This is a genomic window from Vibrio sp. KUL78 (assembly GCF_059725505.1).
Window position 1 is genome coordinate 189,798 of the sequence record NZ_AP045839.1, and the last position, 15,440, is coordinate 205,237.

Below are 15,440 nucleotides of genomic sequence, written 5' to 3' on the forward strand. Positions count from 1 at the left end.
AGGCAAACCCTATGACTATGCAAGTCGATCAAGCGGCTGGCACAACTGCGCCTGCTGAAAACACAATCGATTATGACGAAATGGAACGCGTTTACGCACGTGACATCTTTAAAGGTATCATCAGCCCCAACAATTCCATCGTCATTGAACGACCAAAACACCGATGCGCCGGTGTGCCTACTGGTTCACCAACCTACATCCCAGATCTAGAGATATTGAAAAATGCTCTAATGTGGTTTTGTAGCCCAATGAGACCTGCCTTTTTTCACGGATACGGACCCACCGGGTCTGGTAAGACTGAATTTTGGACTTGGTTTTGCGACAAGATGAACTGGCCTTTGGCGATTGTCAGCGTCAATCCATCTTTAAGACCAGAAGCCATGCAGGGACGATGGGTACTCAAAGATGGTGAAACCATCTATGTCCTTGGTCCAGTAGCACACTGCATGAAATATGGTGGCGTTGTACTTCTGGATGAAGCAGATACAGGCTCGAAAGACTTCATCGCTAAGCTCCACTTACCCAGTGAAATGGGCAAGTCTTGGCTAATTGAAGATACGGGGGAGACGATTACTCCTCATAAGAACTATCGCTTCGTCACGCTCGGCAATACCGCAGGCTGTGGTGATATTTCTGGATTGTATCCAGCGACACAGCGCTGGTCTACGCCGTTTCGAAATCGAGCGTACTTGGTGCCTTTTGATTACCTAAAACCTGCTGATGAAGAGAAAGCCATATACTTAGCTTTTCCTCACCTAAAGCAGGGACACCGACACAGCGTCAAGCTATTACTCAAATTTGCTAATGCAATGAGAGATGCCATGTTGGGTTCAGATAGGAAAGGACAGCAGAAATCCTCAATATCAGTTGCGTTTTCAACACGCGCATTGATGAAGTGGGTGTACTACATCTGCTGTTACGGCAAGCAACCACCACGTTTGACTCTAGATTTGTGTTTTCTCAATGGTGTTACCACCAAAGAAAAAGCCGATATAGAGATCGTCTTGAACCAGGTCTTCAACTCAGCCGATGGTCATTTTCTAGATGAACCATTCGGATGGTATGACGACTTGAAGACGAAGCAGCGTTCTGGCGCTCCGTCCGCTAACGGCTCTAGCCAACAAGGCAGCGATGAAGTTGATGTATCGTCGTTTGTATTTGAGATGTATCGCTTCACCGATTCGTCTTCAGACAAGGTCTGGGGTTGGGTCGTGGAAGACTGCACGCTCTACACCGTTGCTGGCGCAGCCAAAGCAGCAAAACTGCGTCTCTACACCAAAGTGCTAGGTAGTAATCAAGAAGCGCAAAAAGAGGCTTCTAAACGCTTAAAGAGCAAGCAGCAAGCGGGTTACTCGTATACAGAGAATAAGGTCTTTACCAACGACCAGATCCTAAACTCTGGCGCTTAACCACTTATTCATTTACCCACAAGGGAGATCGTTTCCCTTATGGGGAGCGATCTTACTCAAACATCCTCGGAGGTTGTTATGAAAGATCCAAATGATACAAAAACCCAAGAGATTGCGGACGCCATCAGCAATGGAGCTGGTAATCTCTCAGCATCTGAAGCGAAACGATTGAGCGACGGGCTAGTGCTCGTCAATGTCGTTGTTTCAGGTCTGTCTGGAGAGCGAGTCCTTCAAGAGAGTAAAACGTTAGTCAACAACCAAGAGGTTGATGCAGACATTACTCGTAAAGGTGCCATTCAGTGGTTTCCTAAGGAGGAGCTAAAATTCTCGAAAATAATCGCAAGGCGCAGCCAGCGTGAAATCGATCAAATAGCTGTGCGCTATGGCCGCCTTTCCGCTGTTCCCATTGGCGAGCTTACTCAGTTGTTGTCTATTTTAGACAAGCACAAAGCTGAATATGACGCTGCAGTTAACGCGCTCGAACAAAACTACGATTCGCTCATGGATGGACACAAAGCAGCCCACCCAACCATGGCTTCTGAAATCGAAAAGGTGGCAATACAAAAAGACGACTTTGTAAGTCGCTTTAAGTATGAAGTACTTCCACCTATCGCGTTCAAAGCGTTTATGGATGAGCACCGTGAGGACACTGAAATCGTCATTAAAGATGCGATTTTGGCCGAGATCATGGAGCGTAGTAAATCAATCTTCGAAGAGAACAATGGTAAGAGCCTCATCCGAAAAAACGGTGTACGCCGCTTTTTAACCGATGTACGAGACTATGCCTACAACTTCTCTGATGGAAATCCGCTGCTCGAACGCATCGTAGATGACATCGATGAGACCATTTCCGATCTTGGTGGCGAAAAAGTCTACCGAGACGCTGAGGTCACCAAGTTTCTCGCGCTTGCCTACAACGCAAGCAAGCTTGAGAAGCTTGAGTCTTCGTTACTCATTACGCCCGAGCCCGAACCAGAGCCCGAAGTACCAGATGAACCTTCACCTGGCGCAATGGCAACTGGATTTGGATTTGGTTTTTCCGCACCAGATACTCCTGCACCAGCAAGTGCGGAGAAAAAGCCTCAGCCTGTTGCTGATGCAACTCCCCCTACACCCGAGCCAGAAGGCGCGTTTTGCACCTTCGGCGACGCTGAATGGTAATCCAAAACTGAGGTGGCAATCGTCACCTCCTTTTTAACGTATGGAGGTTCTATGAACTACAGTACGATGCAAACGATCCGCACCCTGATGAACATGCACCACGCTCATCCAGACTGCAAAATCATATTCCGCAACGGTCCCTGCGCGACCGATGGAATCAACTTGTTTATCAACGCTGGTTCACCAGATGATCACATTTGGCTTAGCTTAGTTGAGTCAAAAGTGACGCATGAAATCGGTGGCCACCAGCGCCACAGCTCTTTTAGTGAGGAGATACAAAAGTTCCTAGTGACGGCGACACCTACTTTTCGCTCGGTCTGGAGTATCATTGAAGACTGCTACATCGAGTCACAAGTCATCAGTGAATATCCTGGTACCTTCGAGACGTTTGAAAAAATGACTCGACTTCTATTCCAAGAAGGCTACTGGAAACCGGTGAGTGAAGAGGGCAATAGAGCTTCTTGGCTGTTTGCTTTCCTTCTCTATTCAGGACGTGGGAATGCGATTGCAGGTCAATCACACCTAACCAGTCAGGGTGACAGGGCTAAACAACTGCTTGTTGACGATGGCCTAAGCCCAACCGTACTACAGGATATGGAAGACCGCATGGTCTCGTGGGGCACACTTGAATCTACTGAGGAGTGCATCCAAGAAGCGATTGCGGTCATGACGATTATGGAAGGATTGGTTGAACCTGATGATCAAACACCTCCAGACTCTGAAGATCAGCCTGAAGCAGGTGAAAACGCTGGTGGTGACGGTGATTCTGAAGGTTCTGATGATTCAGAAAGTTCCTCCCAAACGTCTGCTGGAAAAGGTTTCTCACGTGATGAATACGACAGCGCAGGAGAATCCTATGTCGATATGCACGACATACTCGACGACGCCATTAACGAACAGGCCAAAGATGATGTCTCTTTAGACACACTCAAAGCCTACGCGAATGACGGTAGTACGAAGAGCGAGCGCAAAGGTTACTCAGACTATGCTTGGCATCTACTTATTGATCGTGAATCAGACACCTTCTCTCGGCGCATTGCAGCAGAGATAGAAGGTGCCATGTGGTCAAAAGAAATACAGCCACGTAGCTATGATGACAGCGGGATACATTTCGACCAAAACCTACTTGCAGGCGTCGCTGCTGGAAACAATCACATTTTCTACCAAGAGAATGAGGTTGAATCTAGCAAGAGTGCGTTTGTCTTGCTGGTAGATCGAAGTGGTTCTATGGGTAGCGATGACATGCATATAGCGAATGTCAGCGCGGCTGCCATCGCGAAAGCATTGGATATATTGAATATCCCGAATGCTACGTGCTATTTCGACAATAGGTTTGAAGTTGAATCAGGCTTTGATAAGAGTGTCGACGACATGCATTTTGATATTGCGTCTCGAGGAGGAACAAGTACGGAAATGGCGCTTGAAAGAGCGGCAGACCTGTTTGATTCCCTTGCTGAAGTTATCCCTAAGAAGCAAATTTTGGTGATAACCGATGCCGCTTGCGACGCGAGTCATGTCCGAGTCATTGAAGCACAGTGTAAGGCGCAATCGATAGAAGTAGCATCCATCCAACTGAAATGCGGCGAGGATGGTGGTGTTGAGAATTTTGTTGTACTCAACGATATCGAAGAGTTGCCGGAACTGATGGCAACCATTGTAAGAGAGAAGTTATTGGATACGATTGCCGTGTCCTAAGTCTCTCTCCCACGGGTAAAGCTCTCCCGTGGGAGCTTACCATTCTAAACGAATGAGAGGTTACTATGGATAAGTTCGATTCCTTCGTAGAGTTTGTTGATTTCATTCAGCAAACTGTAGCTCGCCACGGCGGTTGGTCAGCTGTGTTTTCAGCATACCCAGCCCTCGATGACGCCTGTCAAAAGTGTCGAAAGGGAACTAGCGTTGCTGGACCATGTCCGATCACCAAAGAAGGCGATACCGTTTTCAGATTGTATAAAGATTGGGAATCTGTCGGGGGTGGATACCATAACCAATACGGACGTATGGGTGATGGCATCGACATGGTGGCATGGCTTGAGAATTGCTCAAAAGGCAAAGCCTGTTACCACATTCTAGACATATTGGGTGAAACCACCGATACGCAGAGAGACATTAAGCAATTTGGTGTTAAAAAAGAGCCCAAGGTGACACAAATAGACAGTAAGGAGCTTGAAAAGCGACGCTGGATACTTTCTCAAGTGGAAAGTAGGAGTGACTTTGCTGCTCGTTCGAGCATAGCAAAATCATACGCTGAAAACCGAGGTCTGAAAATGCCTCTGCCTGACAGCGTCGGTTTTAACCCAACGCTCAAGACTTACGCTAGTGATGGCAGCTTAGTCAGTCTACCTGGTCTTGTGTTCTACGTGGTGAATGAAAAGAATGAGACGGTCACTATGCACCGAATTTTTCTCGAGCCCGATGGGTCAGATAAGTCCCAACAAGTCGACAAGGCCAAAATGATGTGTAGCCCCATTAAGGAGGTAAATGGCTCAAGCATCAGACTCGGTGAACCCACACTTTGCAAAGATAGCTATGGCAATCCACGCATTGTTCTAGGCGTCTGTGAAGGACCTGAAACTGGACTGGCGATTCAAGAAGCTGAATCGTTCGGTATATGGTCAGGTATCAGTTCCAACATAATGGAGCGAATGTGGATACCCGAGATCGTGACTGATTTAGTCATTTTCGAAGATAAAGACAGACCCCACAAACTGCTTGGTCGCCGAGAAGGGGCGCGAGCAGCAAAAGCATTAGAAGCAAGGATAAAAAAAACGCGACCAAATATCCTGGTCACGCGGTGTACACCACCAGGAGATATTCAAGAGAGCAAGAAGTCGCAAGACTGGCTCGATGAGTATCAACACGGTGTTGAACACTTTCCGAGCTACTTAAGCGAGAACGGTCTGACAATAGTTAGATAATCACATATCAGGCAGCGGCTGGGTTTCCAGCGCTGTCTTTTTTTTGCCTACGATTTCTTCAGAAACTGTTCGACAATTTGGCGATGCTCATCACGATATAGATTGTAAATAGGCACATTGTAGGTCGTCGCAATTCTTAGTGCTTGGCCAGTGGTACCGCCACTGGTCTTCCGCCCATCCAAGCTCCCATCACCAGTCCAACATATCAAGAACCGAACCACAGACCGAGTGTCTTGCCCTAAAATTTGAAAAGTCGTCGCCGCTACAATCTTTCGTTCAATCACTTTTAGATATCGCCAACGTCTGCTGTAGCGAGAAGCAATGTTTGAAGCAAGTTTCATGTCACCAATGTGAACGCAAGGCTCATTAACAGAGCGAGAATTGAAGCCTTCAAAAGGGAGAAAAATCTGCTTACGCTCAGGGTATGCGCTATTGCAACCGGCCTCAAAAGCCGACGCTGCGCCTCTTTTGGCATTGCTCCGCAATATCACGTTCTTAAGCGATAGCTGGCACCCGATATCATTCATTAAACAAAGCACATCATCAGGAGTATTTGATGCACCGAGCCCTGCATACTGGTTTACCGTCATTAAGCTCATACGAACATCCTTCGCTGTCGTTTCCGTAGGTTTAGGTTTAACACAGAGACAACCTGATAAAGTCCGTTCGATTAAACTCATCATTTTGGCTGCTTATTCCAGTTTTTGATGATCGGCTGACTGCCATAGTTGATGAAACATCAAACGAGGGCAATGGCATGTTATTGAAAAAAGTCACACTTACATTTATCTGCGCATTAAGTGCAGCAAGCGCAATAGCACACGAAATCACACAGCAGGAGTTCAATAATCTACTGAAGAATGCATTTCGTGATAATCCCGAGCTGCTACTAAGTGGTTTCAAGCAAACGCAGTCACTGGTAGCCCGTATGAAAGATCAAGAAGACAAAGCTCGCTTGGCACAACTTGAGCGAGCCGTGTTCTTTGACCCTTCTACCCCAGTTCATAACCCAAATGGTGTCGTTAAGGTGGTAGAGTTCTTCGATTATCGATGTGGTGCTTGTAAACGCGTCGCTCCTGCGATGAAAACACTTGCTACGGAAGATCAGAATGTACAAATTATCTATAAGCCAGTCGCTGTATTAGGTGAGACGTCAAGTCATCTCGCAAAAATCGCTCTGGCCGTGCATAAAATCTCTCCAAATCAATACCCTGCTTATCATTCGCAACTAATGTCACACCCGCAGCCTTCGGTGGAAATTGCATATGAATTAGCTAAACTTCTTAATATTAATAGTGATACGGTTGCGGACGTGGCTAATTCGATCGAGATAGAGGATCAGTTAGCGACCAACGTGCAACTATTTATGGATCTCGGACTGACAGGGACTCCTACCATTTTTGTTGAGCGCACGAAGTATCCAGGAGTGACAGCGCTTACTACTCTTAGACCGGAAGTGCGTAAGTACTTAAACGATGAATCTTTACGAATTAGTAAGGCGAGTTTCGAGTGAGATGTACTCGACGATCAGTCCTTACTGCTTGTCACAAGGAGGTGACCAGTCCATTACTCTAGAGTAACCCTTAGTTACCATTGCCCGGTGTTTGTAGTTAGCTTGATGTTTAATCTCAGCAGCAAACGATCAGAACACTTAAGAGCCACGCATCTGCGTGGCTTTCTTTTTTAGACATAGCGCCGCCATCGTTCTATATTTTCTATAGACGCGTATTTCTCCAAATCTGTTGTTAGTCTGGTTTATGCCTACTCCAATAGTTGGGTGTTGCTCCCATCAACTGCAATCTGTCCTTGACTGCCCTTCGCCATATAGCGCTAATTCTTCATCGTCCAGCGGGTCAGCGTACCTCTTAAAGGTTTTCGAACGAACAGAGTGCCTTTAAGGGTGCGCTGATTACGCATCAATCATCGGGCGATGGTGACACGAGATCATAGGAATGAAGCTCGTGTAATCACTAGGGTAAGAGTTAACGACTCTTACCCTTTTTAACTTCTAGTACTGTCTTTCGCTCCGCGTTCTTTTCTTCGGCAACCCCTCGCTCTCATCACTGCGGAACAAATACTTCTCTACGATGATAGGCAGCTTTTGTTTCATCTCATTACACCTGGTGGTATAGAAGCCCAGACTTTTGATCTGTGTAGATAAAGCCATCACCATCGAGCTATTAGCAAGGGAGCCCAACTCCTGATCTTCGTTGTTTTGTGAAAAATCACAGTTATCGATAAATACTGAAATATCACTCATTAAGGCAGACATCACTGGCTTAAACTTCCTTCGTAATAGCTCCTTAACTTGAGTCTCTGGTTTACCGCCAGAAGGCAGCGAATCCCGCTCTTTCAACTCACGATAGACACTCCTAGCGACTTCAAATACAAATGCTCGACTGACCGTCCTTTGACTAGCGGCTTTATATGTTTTGCGTTTTCGCTCAAGTCTCTTTCTCTCTACTTCAGCGCTTTGCTCAGCTGTCATTTGACCTGACACGAAGGAATAGTTGGGGTTGGCTTCTTTAGTCAAAAGGGATCCAGGTAAAAATGCTGAGTCTTCCCACGTGATTCTGTTTGATTGGGGCGCATCATGACCTTTATAGTCCCCATGCGGCCAAATCACATGTGTTGTCACCGGCGCCGCTATAGAATTCGAATAGGGATCGGAATTGGGTTGTTTCTTATCTTTGCTAGGCCGCCCTTTGAGCTTGCTAGAAACAACGACGTGTCCTTCAGAATCAACACCACCATACGCTACTTTTGGAACACCATCTTTTGACTGATACTGCCAATCGCATACGAACTGAGAATCGGATGGTGTACCTTTTACTTCAACTGAATAATGAACCTTATCGCCGACGCCCGAAGCATTGGCTGCGGCAAGCGCATCTTTAACACGGTATTCCACGTAGTTTGCATGTCGACGATTGGCACCGGAGGTAATCGGATAAAGATTCTGCGGGATGCCCTTCCCACCGAGGTCGTGATTGAGTAAATGCCCTCTTGCCCAGCCAGCATTGTACTTGGAGACAAGTGAGTCGATACCGGTATACGACTGACTATCAGCGACTGCAGAGCCTGTTACCTTGTCTTTAGGATCTAGGTCGGCATCTACTTTTACGCCAACAATTCCCTTCGCCCCCTCCCAAGTTATTTCTTTACTTGAATGTTTTATGGCAGTCTTAGCTTGAATAGGGGCCGTGCTTGCCGAAAAAGTAGATGGCATAGAGCGATTATCTACGAGAACTGCAGCTTTGCTCTGCGCACCGCGTTTCGCCGCCTTCGACTTCAATGACCTTGCGTCAGCCTTATGAGTCTTACTGGCTTTGTACATGATATATCTCTCTATGATTACTTACCGTATTAGAAACATAGTAAACTGCGGAAATAGGTGCCCCTAATTAGTACTCACGTGATCACAACTATCATCAAATACTGCGTTTTTTAAACGACCTCAGTTAGGTTGCTTAAACCGAAACTAGTCGCAAATATTCATCCAAACTGAGCATTAACACAACCAAACCTTTGGCTAACTATGACTGAATTTATCCTTCTAATACTAGCGCTCCTTGGAATCCGATATGTACTGCTGTTGTCACCCCTGAGGAAACCACTTCTATTCGTAACAGGTCTTATTGGCGCACCGGTACACGAATTAGCTCACTACGCCGCGTGCAAGCTCAATGGGTTTGAGGTAGTCAACATGAAACTGTTTCAAATGCCGACACCCAACGATGGCCGCATGGGCTACGTCGAATTTGCAAGGCCTCTCACAGTGCTCGGCGCATTGGGCTCTGTTTTGGTAGGTATTGCACCGCTAATAATGGGGATTGCCATTTTTGTCGGGGTGAGCCAGATTGATATCTACAGCACTCTCTCATCATCGCTAATTCAAAAACGTGACCCTTTTTTGATGATCCAAGCGTTAATCAGCTGGTGGAGCAATGCGTTAGTTGAACCAAAAATAGGATTACTGGCGCTAGGCAGTGTCGCTCTCTACATGACCCCAAGCTGGGCAGATGTAAAACTTTCTATTCCGGGCTTAGCTATTTCATTAGCCATTACATTGTGTCTTTTTCTGTTTGTACCGGGCACAGAACAGATCATCCCTTTCATAGATGATGTGTTTAAAGAGCTCTCTACATTTCTGATTGTAGGCGTTATGTTCAGTTTACCTGTCTTTTCAGTCGCTTTGCTTAGCCTGGTGATCACAAAGCTCATCCGCTAAGCATTTCTACTTGTAACCAACAGCAATAGAAGATAGTTTTATACTGTTTTTATATACAGAATAAAACTCTGAAGTCTATCCGTATCCGATTTAACTACAATACCGTTCAACTAAACGAGCAAGGCGTTGTTGGGAGTAGTAAAAGTGTGTGTGGAGTCCAAGTGCAAGTGCTGCTGAAAAGCGGGGGCTGATTTTCATGGATTGAATGATTTTTACATACTCTCAACAAATGGGGAGTCAGACCTAAGATGGTTAAAATATTGAATGTTAGTGCTTACTATCCTGACGAATTCAGTCTAGCTAGTTTCTACAAAGGTAATGTCTATCTTATCGGTGTATTTTAGCGCCAACCCAAGTGTATACCTTGTACTTCAAGACAAGATCCCGTTGAGCTTTTACCTCTCGAAACCACAAAGAAGGTGCTAAATAAAAACTACATCGTTTAACTGCAAGGCTGGAAGAAAGCAAATCGTATGTGGGTCAAATGGTAAGGGGTTATTGATTAATTAGCTCATTTGACTCGAATTATGTACTTAAGCAGAAATAAACCTAACATTACAGTCTTTTCTTAATAAATCAAAGCTAATTTAAATGTGATCTCCGTTGAAAAATATAAAATTCAATTAAAAAAACCACTAAAATTTAAATGTCAAGCCACTGAAACAAAAGAAATAGGCGGATTATAAAATACTAAGCTAAAACTCTAATCAATAATAATGAAGTGGATAAATTATATTTAATAATTATAATTTTAGATATTAGGATGTGCCTAAACATAAGGGATACTAAGAATGGATTATGTAATTTCTACCTTACTCCATCGTCATTTCCCTTCCCCATTAGCATGGTTTCGCTGGCACACTGCGGATCCAACCATCAATTCACCCACTCGAAAACCCGCTTTTATTATGTGACGCCTTAACACTCAGTTAGTCAATGTCGCGTGTCTTATAAAAACTTCTTTTGTTATTCGAGGTTCACTGGATTAGAGGCACGCAACGTCACTTTCTCTCGCTATATTGATTGGAGCAAATCCGCTCCAGAAGGGTATGTACATGAAACGGAAGATAAACATACTAGCACTGTTATTTTTGGTGTTACTGATTAATGGTTGTGATTCGTCAGACTCAGAACAATCCAATCACCCCCCATCTCAAAAGGAAGAGTACGAATTAGTCCTTGAGAACAGAGAAACACTCCCCGTTGGTTTTGCGACAAGTCCATCCGCTCGACTGGTCTCAACGATGACCGGAGTTAGTCAAGATGTGACTGATGAAGTGTCCCTTACGTCCTCTGACCCATCGGTTGCTCACTTATCTGAGGGCCAGGTGCAAGCTCAAAGCTCGGGTGAAACGGAACTCACCGCTACGTTGACCAGAGCTGGCGTCACCTACTCTTCGAGCTCTTCTCTCAGAGTCTCCGAGGCGCTTGTCGACACCTTAACTATCCAAGCGCCTCACGTCACCCTAGGGGTTGGTGCGAGGCAACAATATACCGCCATCGCTCAATTCGACGATGGAAGTACTTTAGAAGTTACAAAACAGCCCAATATCAATTGGAGCGTTAATTCTAGCGAAAAAGCCTCTATTGAGTCGACAACAGGCCTTTTGACTACGATCTCTCCAGGAGAGGTCTTAGTCGAATTGAGAGGCCAAGCGAATGGGGTTTCATTTAGAGGTAGCAAGTCGCTTACCATTACAACGGCAACAGTCAAAGGGTTGAGTGTGACGCCGTCTGGGGCTCAATTAAGACAAGGGATGACCCAACAATACACTGCCACCGCAACTTATTCTGACCAGACCACAAATGACGTTACCAACGCGGTCACTTGGTCCGTTGATGCTCCTCAAGTCGCCAGTATTGACAGCTCGACGGGATTACTCACCGCTGGCACTCAAACAGGAAACGTCTCCGTTACCGCCAGTTTTCAGGTTTCGGGTCAAACCTTCAGTGAATCTGTTTCGGCTACCGTGGACAACAACATTCAAGTTTCCTCATTCTCAATTACTCCTAGTTCGGCTTCTTTCCCCATTTTATCCAGGCACCAGCTTTCTGCCATTGCGTTAGACGAACTAGGGAACTCATACGACGTATCAGCTTCTACTACTTGGAGTCTTGACTATTCAACCTACGCCTCGATAGACGAAGGCCTGTTGCAAATCCGGGACAGAATCATTACCACCCCACTCGGCGTCACTGCGACTTATCAAGGGAAGACGGCAACAGCCTCTATACTACTAACTTCTTCCCCACTGGATCGTTTTGTGGTTTCGCCTCAGAAGGTTAGTTTACCGAAAGGACTTTCCAAACAATTGAACGCTACCGTGTTCTTTGAAAGTCAGCACTCCCTAGACTTTACGTCTTCTTCCTCATTAACATGGAACACTGATAACGCGTCTATTGCCTCTGTCGCAGACGGTTTGGTGACTGCCCACGACGTCGGGAGCGCACAAATCCAGGTTTCGGGCAGTTACCAAGGCCAGGCTTTTTCTTCCTCTACTGAAATTGAAGTAACACCTGCTGTGGTGAAAAACGTGGTAGTATCGCCTTCATCTTCTCCCCCACTCAGCACTGGACGAAGTCAGCAGTTTACCGCTAAAGCCTTTATATCGGATCTCACAGAATTTGATATAACGGATGCTCCCGCCATTGCTTGGAGTTCTTCGGACAACACAATTGCAGACGTGGACGCAAGAGGACTCGTTACCGCCAAATCTCCCGGACTCGTCACTATAACGGCGGCATTTGACGGTTTACAAGATACCGTCCCCCTATCTGTAGTCAACGCGAACATTTTCGAAGCAATCTCAGCCAGAATAGTCACTGATGGACCGTCCAATCTTCCCTTGGGTGCTCAAGCCAACTATTTTTTGGAGTTAACCGACTCACAAGGCGCTACGAGTCTTGTTCGCTCAGCGTCTACCTTCAGCTACGTTAGCAGTGATCCAACGATTGCAAGTATAGAGGCCAATAGCGGGCTTCTCACTGCAGAACAAGTTGGGGGACCGGTGACCATTTCAATCACCGGAAGCATCGCCGGTATCCAAGCGACAGATACGAGCGTGACCGTCTCTTCCGCCACTTTGCAGGCTCTCGAATTAACACCAAACAACACACAAACTAGGCTCATTAAGCCAGTAAACTTGACCGTCACTAAAACATATAGTGATGGTAGTCAGGATAACTCCCTCACCAATTTAGCTTGGCAAAACAGCGATCCCACAATAGGGAACGTTGACACTAACACTGCGACATTTACTCCTTCGCAAACGGGATTGACCCAGCTGAGTGTCACCTCTACATTAGTACCAAGCCTTGTCGCTGAGAGTCAAATTGAGGTAGTAGCAGCCTCGCTAGAGAGCTTTAGGATTGAGTTATTAAACAACACACCGCCTACATTAAATGTAGAAAAGCCAATGAGAGCGACTGGCATATATTCTGACGGCTCCACCAAAGACATAACTTATTTTGTAGACTGGTCAGTCACCTCTCCAAATATTGCGACCATCAACAGGAAAGGTGTCATCACAGCGACGGCTTTAGGGAATTTGACTATTGTAGCACGTTATGCTGGATTTCAAGACCAACAGCTAGACACGGTTGTCATTCACCCGATTACCTCACTTTCCATCCAAAACTCTAACGCAACTCTTAGTGTTGGTGCAACCACGCGACTTGTCGCGCTTGATCAAAATGGCCAGGACATAAGTGACGCCGTCACTTATGCAAGTAGTGATGAAACCATCGCGACCGTTAGTAGCAATGGAACGGTGACCGCGCTTAAAGCAGGGTCGGTCACGATAACTGTGGCTATAAATAATCTGTCTGAAATCGTGACTCTCAGCATTCCAACTAGCGTGACTTCCTGTGGCCCAATAAACAGTACCGCGAATGATACTGATGGTACTTGTCTCAAAGTTACCAGTTCCACGGACAATACGAAATTATTCACGGCAACACCTTCAGAAAGAGCCGTTGTGGCACTCGGATATACTTATAACTGGTCAACTCAGGCACTAGCAGTAAACAGCCCATTAGAGGGCGTCAGGCCCCCAAACTACTATATTGGTTTGAGCAAGACTAATGCCGCTGATTACTGTGCATTTCTTGGGGCAGTTAAGTTCCTGGACTCGTCACGCTGGCGTCTCCCTACTAGTCAAGAGCTGTCTGATCTTGTGTCGAAAAAAGGTCCATTAGGAACCAATTATCGTTGGCCCTACCCAAGAGGAAAAGGCTATCACGTTTCTGATCTATCAGAAAAAACAATTCACATTCAGTGGGGCAGCCAGTTAAATGAAAATGACCTAAATGCTGCACCCACGTCCTGTGTAGCAGATCAACCTTAAACCCATGACTAAGCCTATCTAACTTTCCAGTTAGATAGGCTACTGACTCCTCAAAGGTCGCCTCCAACCGATATTTTCTTCCAGCACCTTTCCAATGCCCTATCAACAGCTATTCAGGTCAGGCACCAAAATGGCATCCATAATGGTAAAAACTGTTGGTACCATAAAGAATGCCCTGAGAAGGAAACGATTGGACTTACCGAAGCTCAAGGAATCGGCAACGGAGAGCGTGAACGCATAGAACTATGTGTATCACTCATCCAAGCAGAATATAAATACTTGCTGGCGCAAGCCGACAGTGTGCCAGAAATGAGCGAACTTCATTAAAGGCAAATGCAAGGGCGATCGTTAGCAATTTATAAATCATTTTTTTGGACAGAAGCTTGTTAGGTTATAAACACACCAAAACCCTTTTCAAATAAACTTTCGTCAGTCAAAAGTTAACGTGAACAAAGGTAGTCAATTTGTAAAGTACTCGTTATGTCCTTAGGGCTGCATACGTCATCCACCTGCACCAAACAAGCTCAGTATCAAAAAAGGTCTGACATTACTAGTCAGCCCTTTCGAATTTTCTTGGGCTCTAATTTTTAAGACAGTTCACTTTCTAGTTTAGCGATTTGTTTCCAGCTTTGAGGGTATTTTTCCCCTAGAACAAGAAAGAAGCTTTTCATGTCCAAACTTTCTTGAACTGCTATCTCTGTAATTCTCGATAAATAAATTTCATCCGTTTCAAAGGAACGTATAGGGTTGCGTTCTAGAAAAAGTAATACTTCGGTTTTCATTCTTCCTTGCCTTGTTATTTCGTTATACCAACAATAACTTAACATATGCTTCTTTCCCCAAACAGTAAAGCTCGTCATATTTTTCGAAAGATATTTGGTAGATGGTATATGTTGCAAAACCTCCAAGAAGATATACGTTAATGCTTAACTTACGAGCATAACTTTAATCGGAACCCTTTCCGTGCCTTAGTGATTGATCCAATGCTCACAAGCAAGTTCAGGCTCATTTTTTTCAATATCGCAAGGTACTGGTTGAGGCGCGTTTTCTTCAGTGACTTAACGTCGAGCGCGATTTGCTCCAGGCTTAGAGTCTGAAGCACTAAACCTAAATCCATAATCTCAATTGGATTACCATCACCAGCAGATAGATTAGCTAGGTTCACATCGGAAAGTAAAAACAGCTCTTTGTCTACGCCTCCAATTTTGTAAGTGATCACATGAGGACGGATCTTGTCGGTGTACTCGCTCATTGCTTTAAGTTCAGGCAAGTTAATTTCACGCAAGAAGTGGCCAGCGTTGACACTAATCGCTTTATCGCGCTTTAGCTTGTTTAGAGAGTTGCCTTCAACAACTGTTACGTGACCTACCAAACC

At 45.5% G+C, this 15,440-nt stretch carries 11 protein-coding genes and 1 pseudogene; 8 read left to right on the forward strand and 4 right to left on the reverse strand.

Annotation, left to right across the window (positions count from 1 at the left end; genetic code table 11):
- Positions 1-11 precede the first annotated feature (11 nt).
- From AC6I8Y_RS26645 to AC6I8Y_RS26660, 4 genes are all read left to right on the forward strand, one after another.
- Positions 12-1,409 (forward strand): AAA family ATPase, encoded by a 1,398-nt coding sequence (locus tag AC6I8Y_RS26645; protein ID WP_498023220.1) that lies wholly within the window; start codon positions 12-14, stop codon positions 1,407-1,409.
- 78 nt (positions 1,410-1,487) lie between these two features.
- A complete protein-coding gene (locus AC6I8Y_RS26650) occupies positions 1,488-2,570 on the forward strand; it encodes a DUF3150 domain-containing protein (protein ID WP_498023221.1) in 1,083 nt (360 codons plus the stop codon).
- 51 nt (positions 2,571-2,621) lie between these two features.
- Positions 2,622-4,265, forward strand: a complete 1,644-nt coding sequence (locus tag AC6I8Y_RS26655) for a vWA domain-containing protein (protein ID WP_498023222.1) — start codon at positions 2,622-2,624, stop codon at positions 4,263-4,265.
- A gap of 65 nt (positions 4,266-4,330) precedes the next feature.
- Complete coding sequence (locus tag AC6I8Y_RS26660) at positions 4,331-5,488, forward strand: DUF7146 domain-containing protein (RefSeq protein ID WP_498023223.1); 1,158 nt, start codon at positions 4,331-4,333, stop codon at positions 5,486-5,488.
- A gap of 47 nt (positions 5,489-5,535) precedes the next feature.
- Here AC6I8Y_RS26660 and AC6I8Y_RS26665 read toward each other — a convergent pair whose 3' ends face one another.
- Positions 5,536-6,087 (reverse strand): hypothetical protein, encoded by a 552-nt coding sequence (locus AC6I8Y_RS26665; protein ID WP_498023224.1) that lies wholly within the window; start codon positions 6,085-6,087, stop codon positions 5,536-5,538.
- Between the two features lie 158 nt (positions 6,088-6,245).
- On the opposite strand from AC6I8Y_RS26665, the gene AC6I8Y_RS26670 reads away from it, so the two are divergent.
- Positions 6,246-7,001, forward strand: a complete 756-nt coding sequence (locus AC6I8Y_RS26670; protein WP_446570366.1) for a DsbA family protein — start codon at positions 6,246-6,248, stop codon at positions 6,999-7,001.
- A gap of 495 nt (positions 7,002-7,496) precedes the next feature.
- On the opposite strand, the gene AC6I8Y_RS26675 is transcribed toward AC6I8Y_RS26670, so the two are convergent.
- Positions 7,497-8,825, reverse strand: a complete 1,329-nt coding sequence (locus tag AC6I8Y_RS26675; protein ID WP_498023225.1) for a hypothetical protein — start codon at positions 8,823-8,825, stop codon at positions 7,497-7,499.
- A 369-nt stretch (positions 8,826-9,194) separates the two neighbouring features.
- Here AC6I8Y_RS26675 and AC6I8Y_RS26680 point away from each other — a divergent pair, with 369 nt between their 5' ends.
- The 3 genes and pseudogenes from AC6I8Y_RS26680 to AC6I8Y_RS26690 all read left to right on the forward strand — a co-directional run.
- Complete coding sequence (locus AC6I8Y_RS26680; RefSeq protein WP_498023226.1) at positions 9,195-9,719, forward strand: hypothetical protein; 525 nt, start codon at positions 9,195-9,197, stop codon at positions 9,717-9,719.
- A 1,055-nt stretch (positions 9,720-10,774) separates the two neighbouring features.
- Positions 10,775-14,065, forward strand: coding sequence for an Ig-like domain-containing protein (locus tag AC6I8Y_RS26685; RefSeq protein WP_498023227.1), 3,291 nt, complete (start codon positions 10,775-10,777; stop codon positions 14,063-14,065).
- Positions 14,066-14,183: 118 nt separating this feature from the next.
- A pseudogene (locus AC6I8Y_RS26690) lies at positions 14,184-14,392 on the forward strand (HipA domain-containing protein); the annotation flags it as partial.
- Positions 14,393-14,652: 260 nt separating this feature from the next.
- On the opposite strand, the gene AC6I8Y_RS26695 reads toward AC6I8Y_RS26690, so the two are convergent.
- On the reverse strand, positions 14,653-14,847 hold the full coding sequence (locus tag AC6I8Y_RS26695) for a hypothetical protein (protein WP_498023228.1): 195 nt from the start codon (positions 14,845-14,847) through the stop codon (positions 14,653-14,655).
- Between the two features lie 149 nt (positions 14,848-14,996).
- Entirely contained in the window at positions 14,997-15,437 is a 441-nt protein-coding gene (locus AC6I8Y_RS26700) for a hypothetical protein (RefSeq protein ID WP_498023229.1), read from the reverse strand.
- Between the last annotated feature and the right edge of the window lie 3 nt (positions 15,438-15,440).

Bases quoted from the DNA above. Each gene is read 5' to 3' on its own strand.
- AC6I8Y_RS26645 (WP_498023220.1), top strand. From the start codon at position 12: ATGACTATGCAAGTCGATCAAGCGGCTGGCACAACTGCGCCTGCTGAA.
- AC6I8Y_RS26675 (WP_498023225.1), bottom strand. From the start codon at position 8,825: ATGTACAAAGCCAGTAAGACTCATAAGGCTGACGCAAGGTCATTGAAG.
- AC6I8Y_RS26660 (WP_498023223.1), top strand. From the start codon at position 4,331: ATGGATAAGTTCGATTCCTTCGTAGAGTTTGTTGATTTCATTCAGCAA.
- AC6I8Y_RS26685 (WP_498023227.1), top strand. From the start codon at position 10,775: ATGAAACGGAAGATAAACATACTAGCACTGTTATTTTTGGTGTTACTG.
- AC6I8Y_RS26655 (WP_498023222.1), top strand. From the start codon at position 2,622: ATGAACTACAGTACGATGCAAACGATCCGCACCCTGATGAACATGCAC.
- AC6I8Y_RS26665 (WP_498023224.1), bottom strand. From the start codon at position 6,087: ATGAGCTTAATGACGGTAAACCAGTATGCAGGGCTCGGTGCATCAAAT.
- AC6I8Y_RS26680 (WP_498023226.1), top strand. From the start codon at position 9,195: ATGAAACTGTTTCAAATGCCGACACCCAACGATGGCCGCATGGGCTAC.
- AC6I8Y_RS26650 (WP_498023221.1), top strand. From the start codon at position 1,488: ATGAAAGATCCAAATGATACAAAAACCCAAGAGATTGCGGACGCCATC.
- AC6I8Y_RS26670 (WP_446570366.1), top strand. From the start codon at position 6,246: ATGTTATTGAAAAAAGTCACACTTACATTTATCTGCGCATTAAGTGCA.
- AC6I8Y_RS26695 (WP_498023228.1), bottom strand. From the start codon at position 14,847: ATGAAAACCGAAGTATTACTTTTTCTAGAACGCAACCCTATACGTTCC.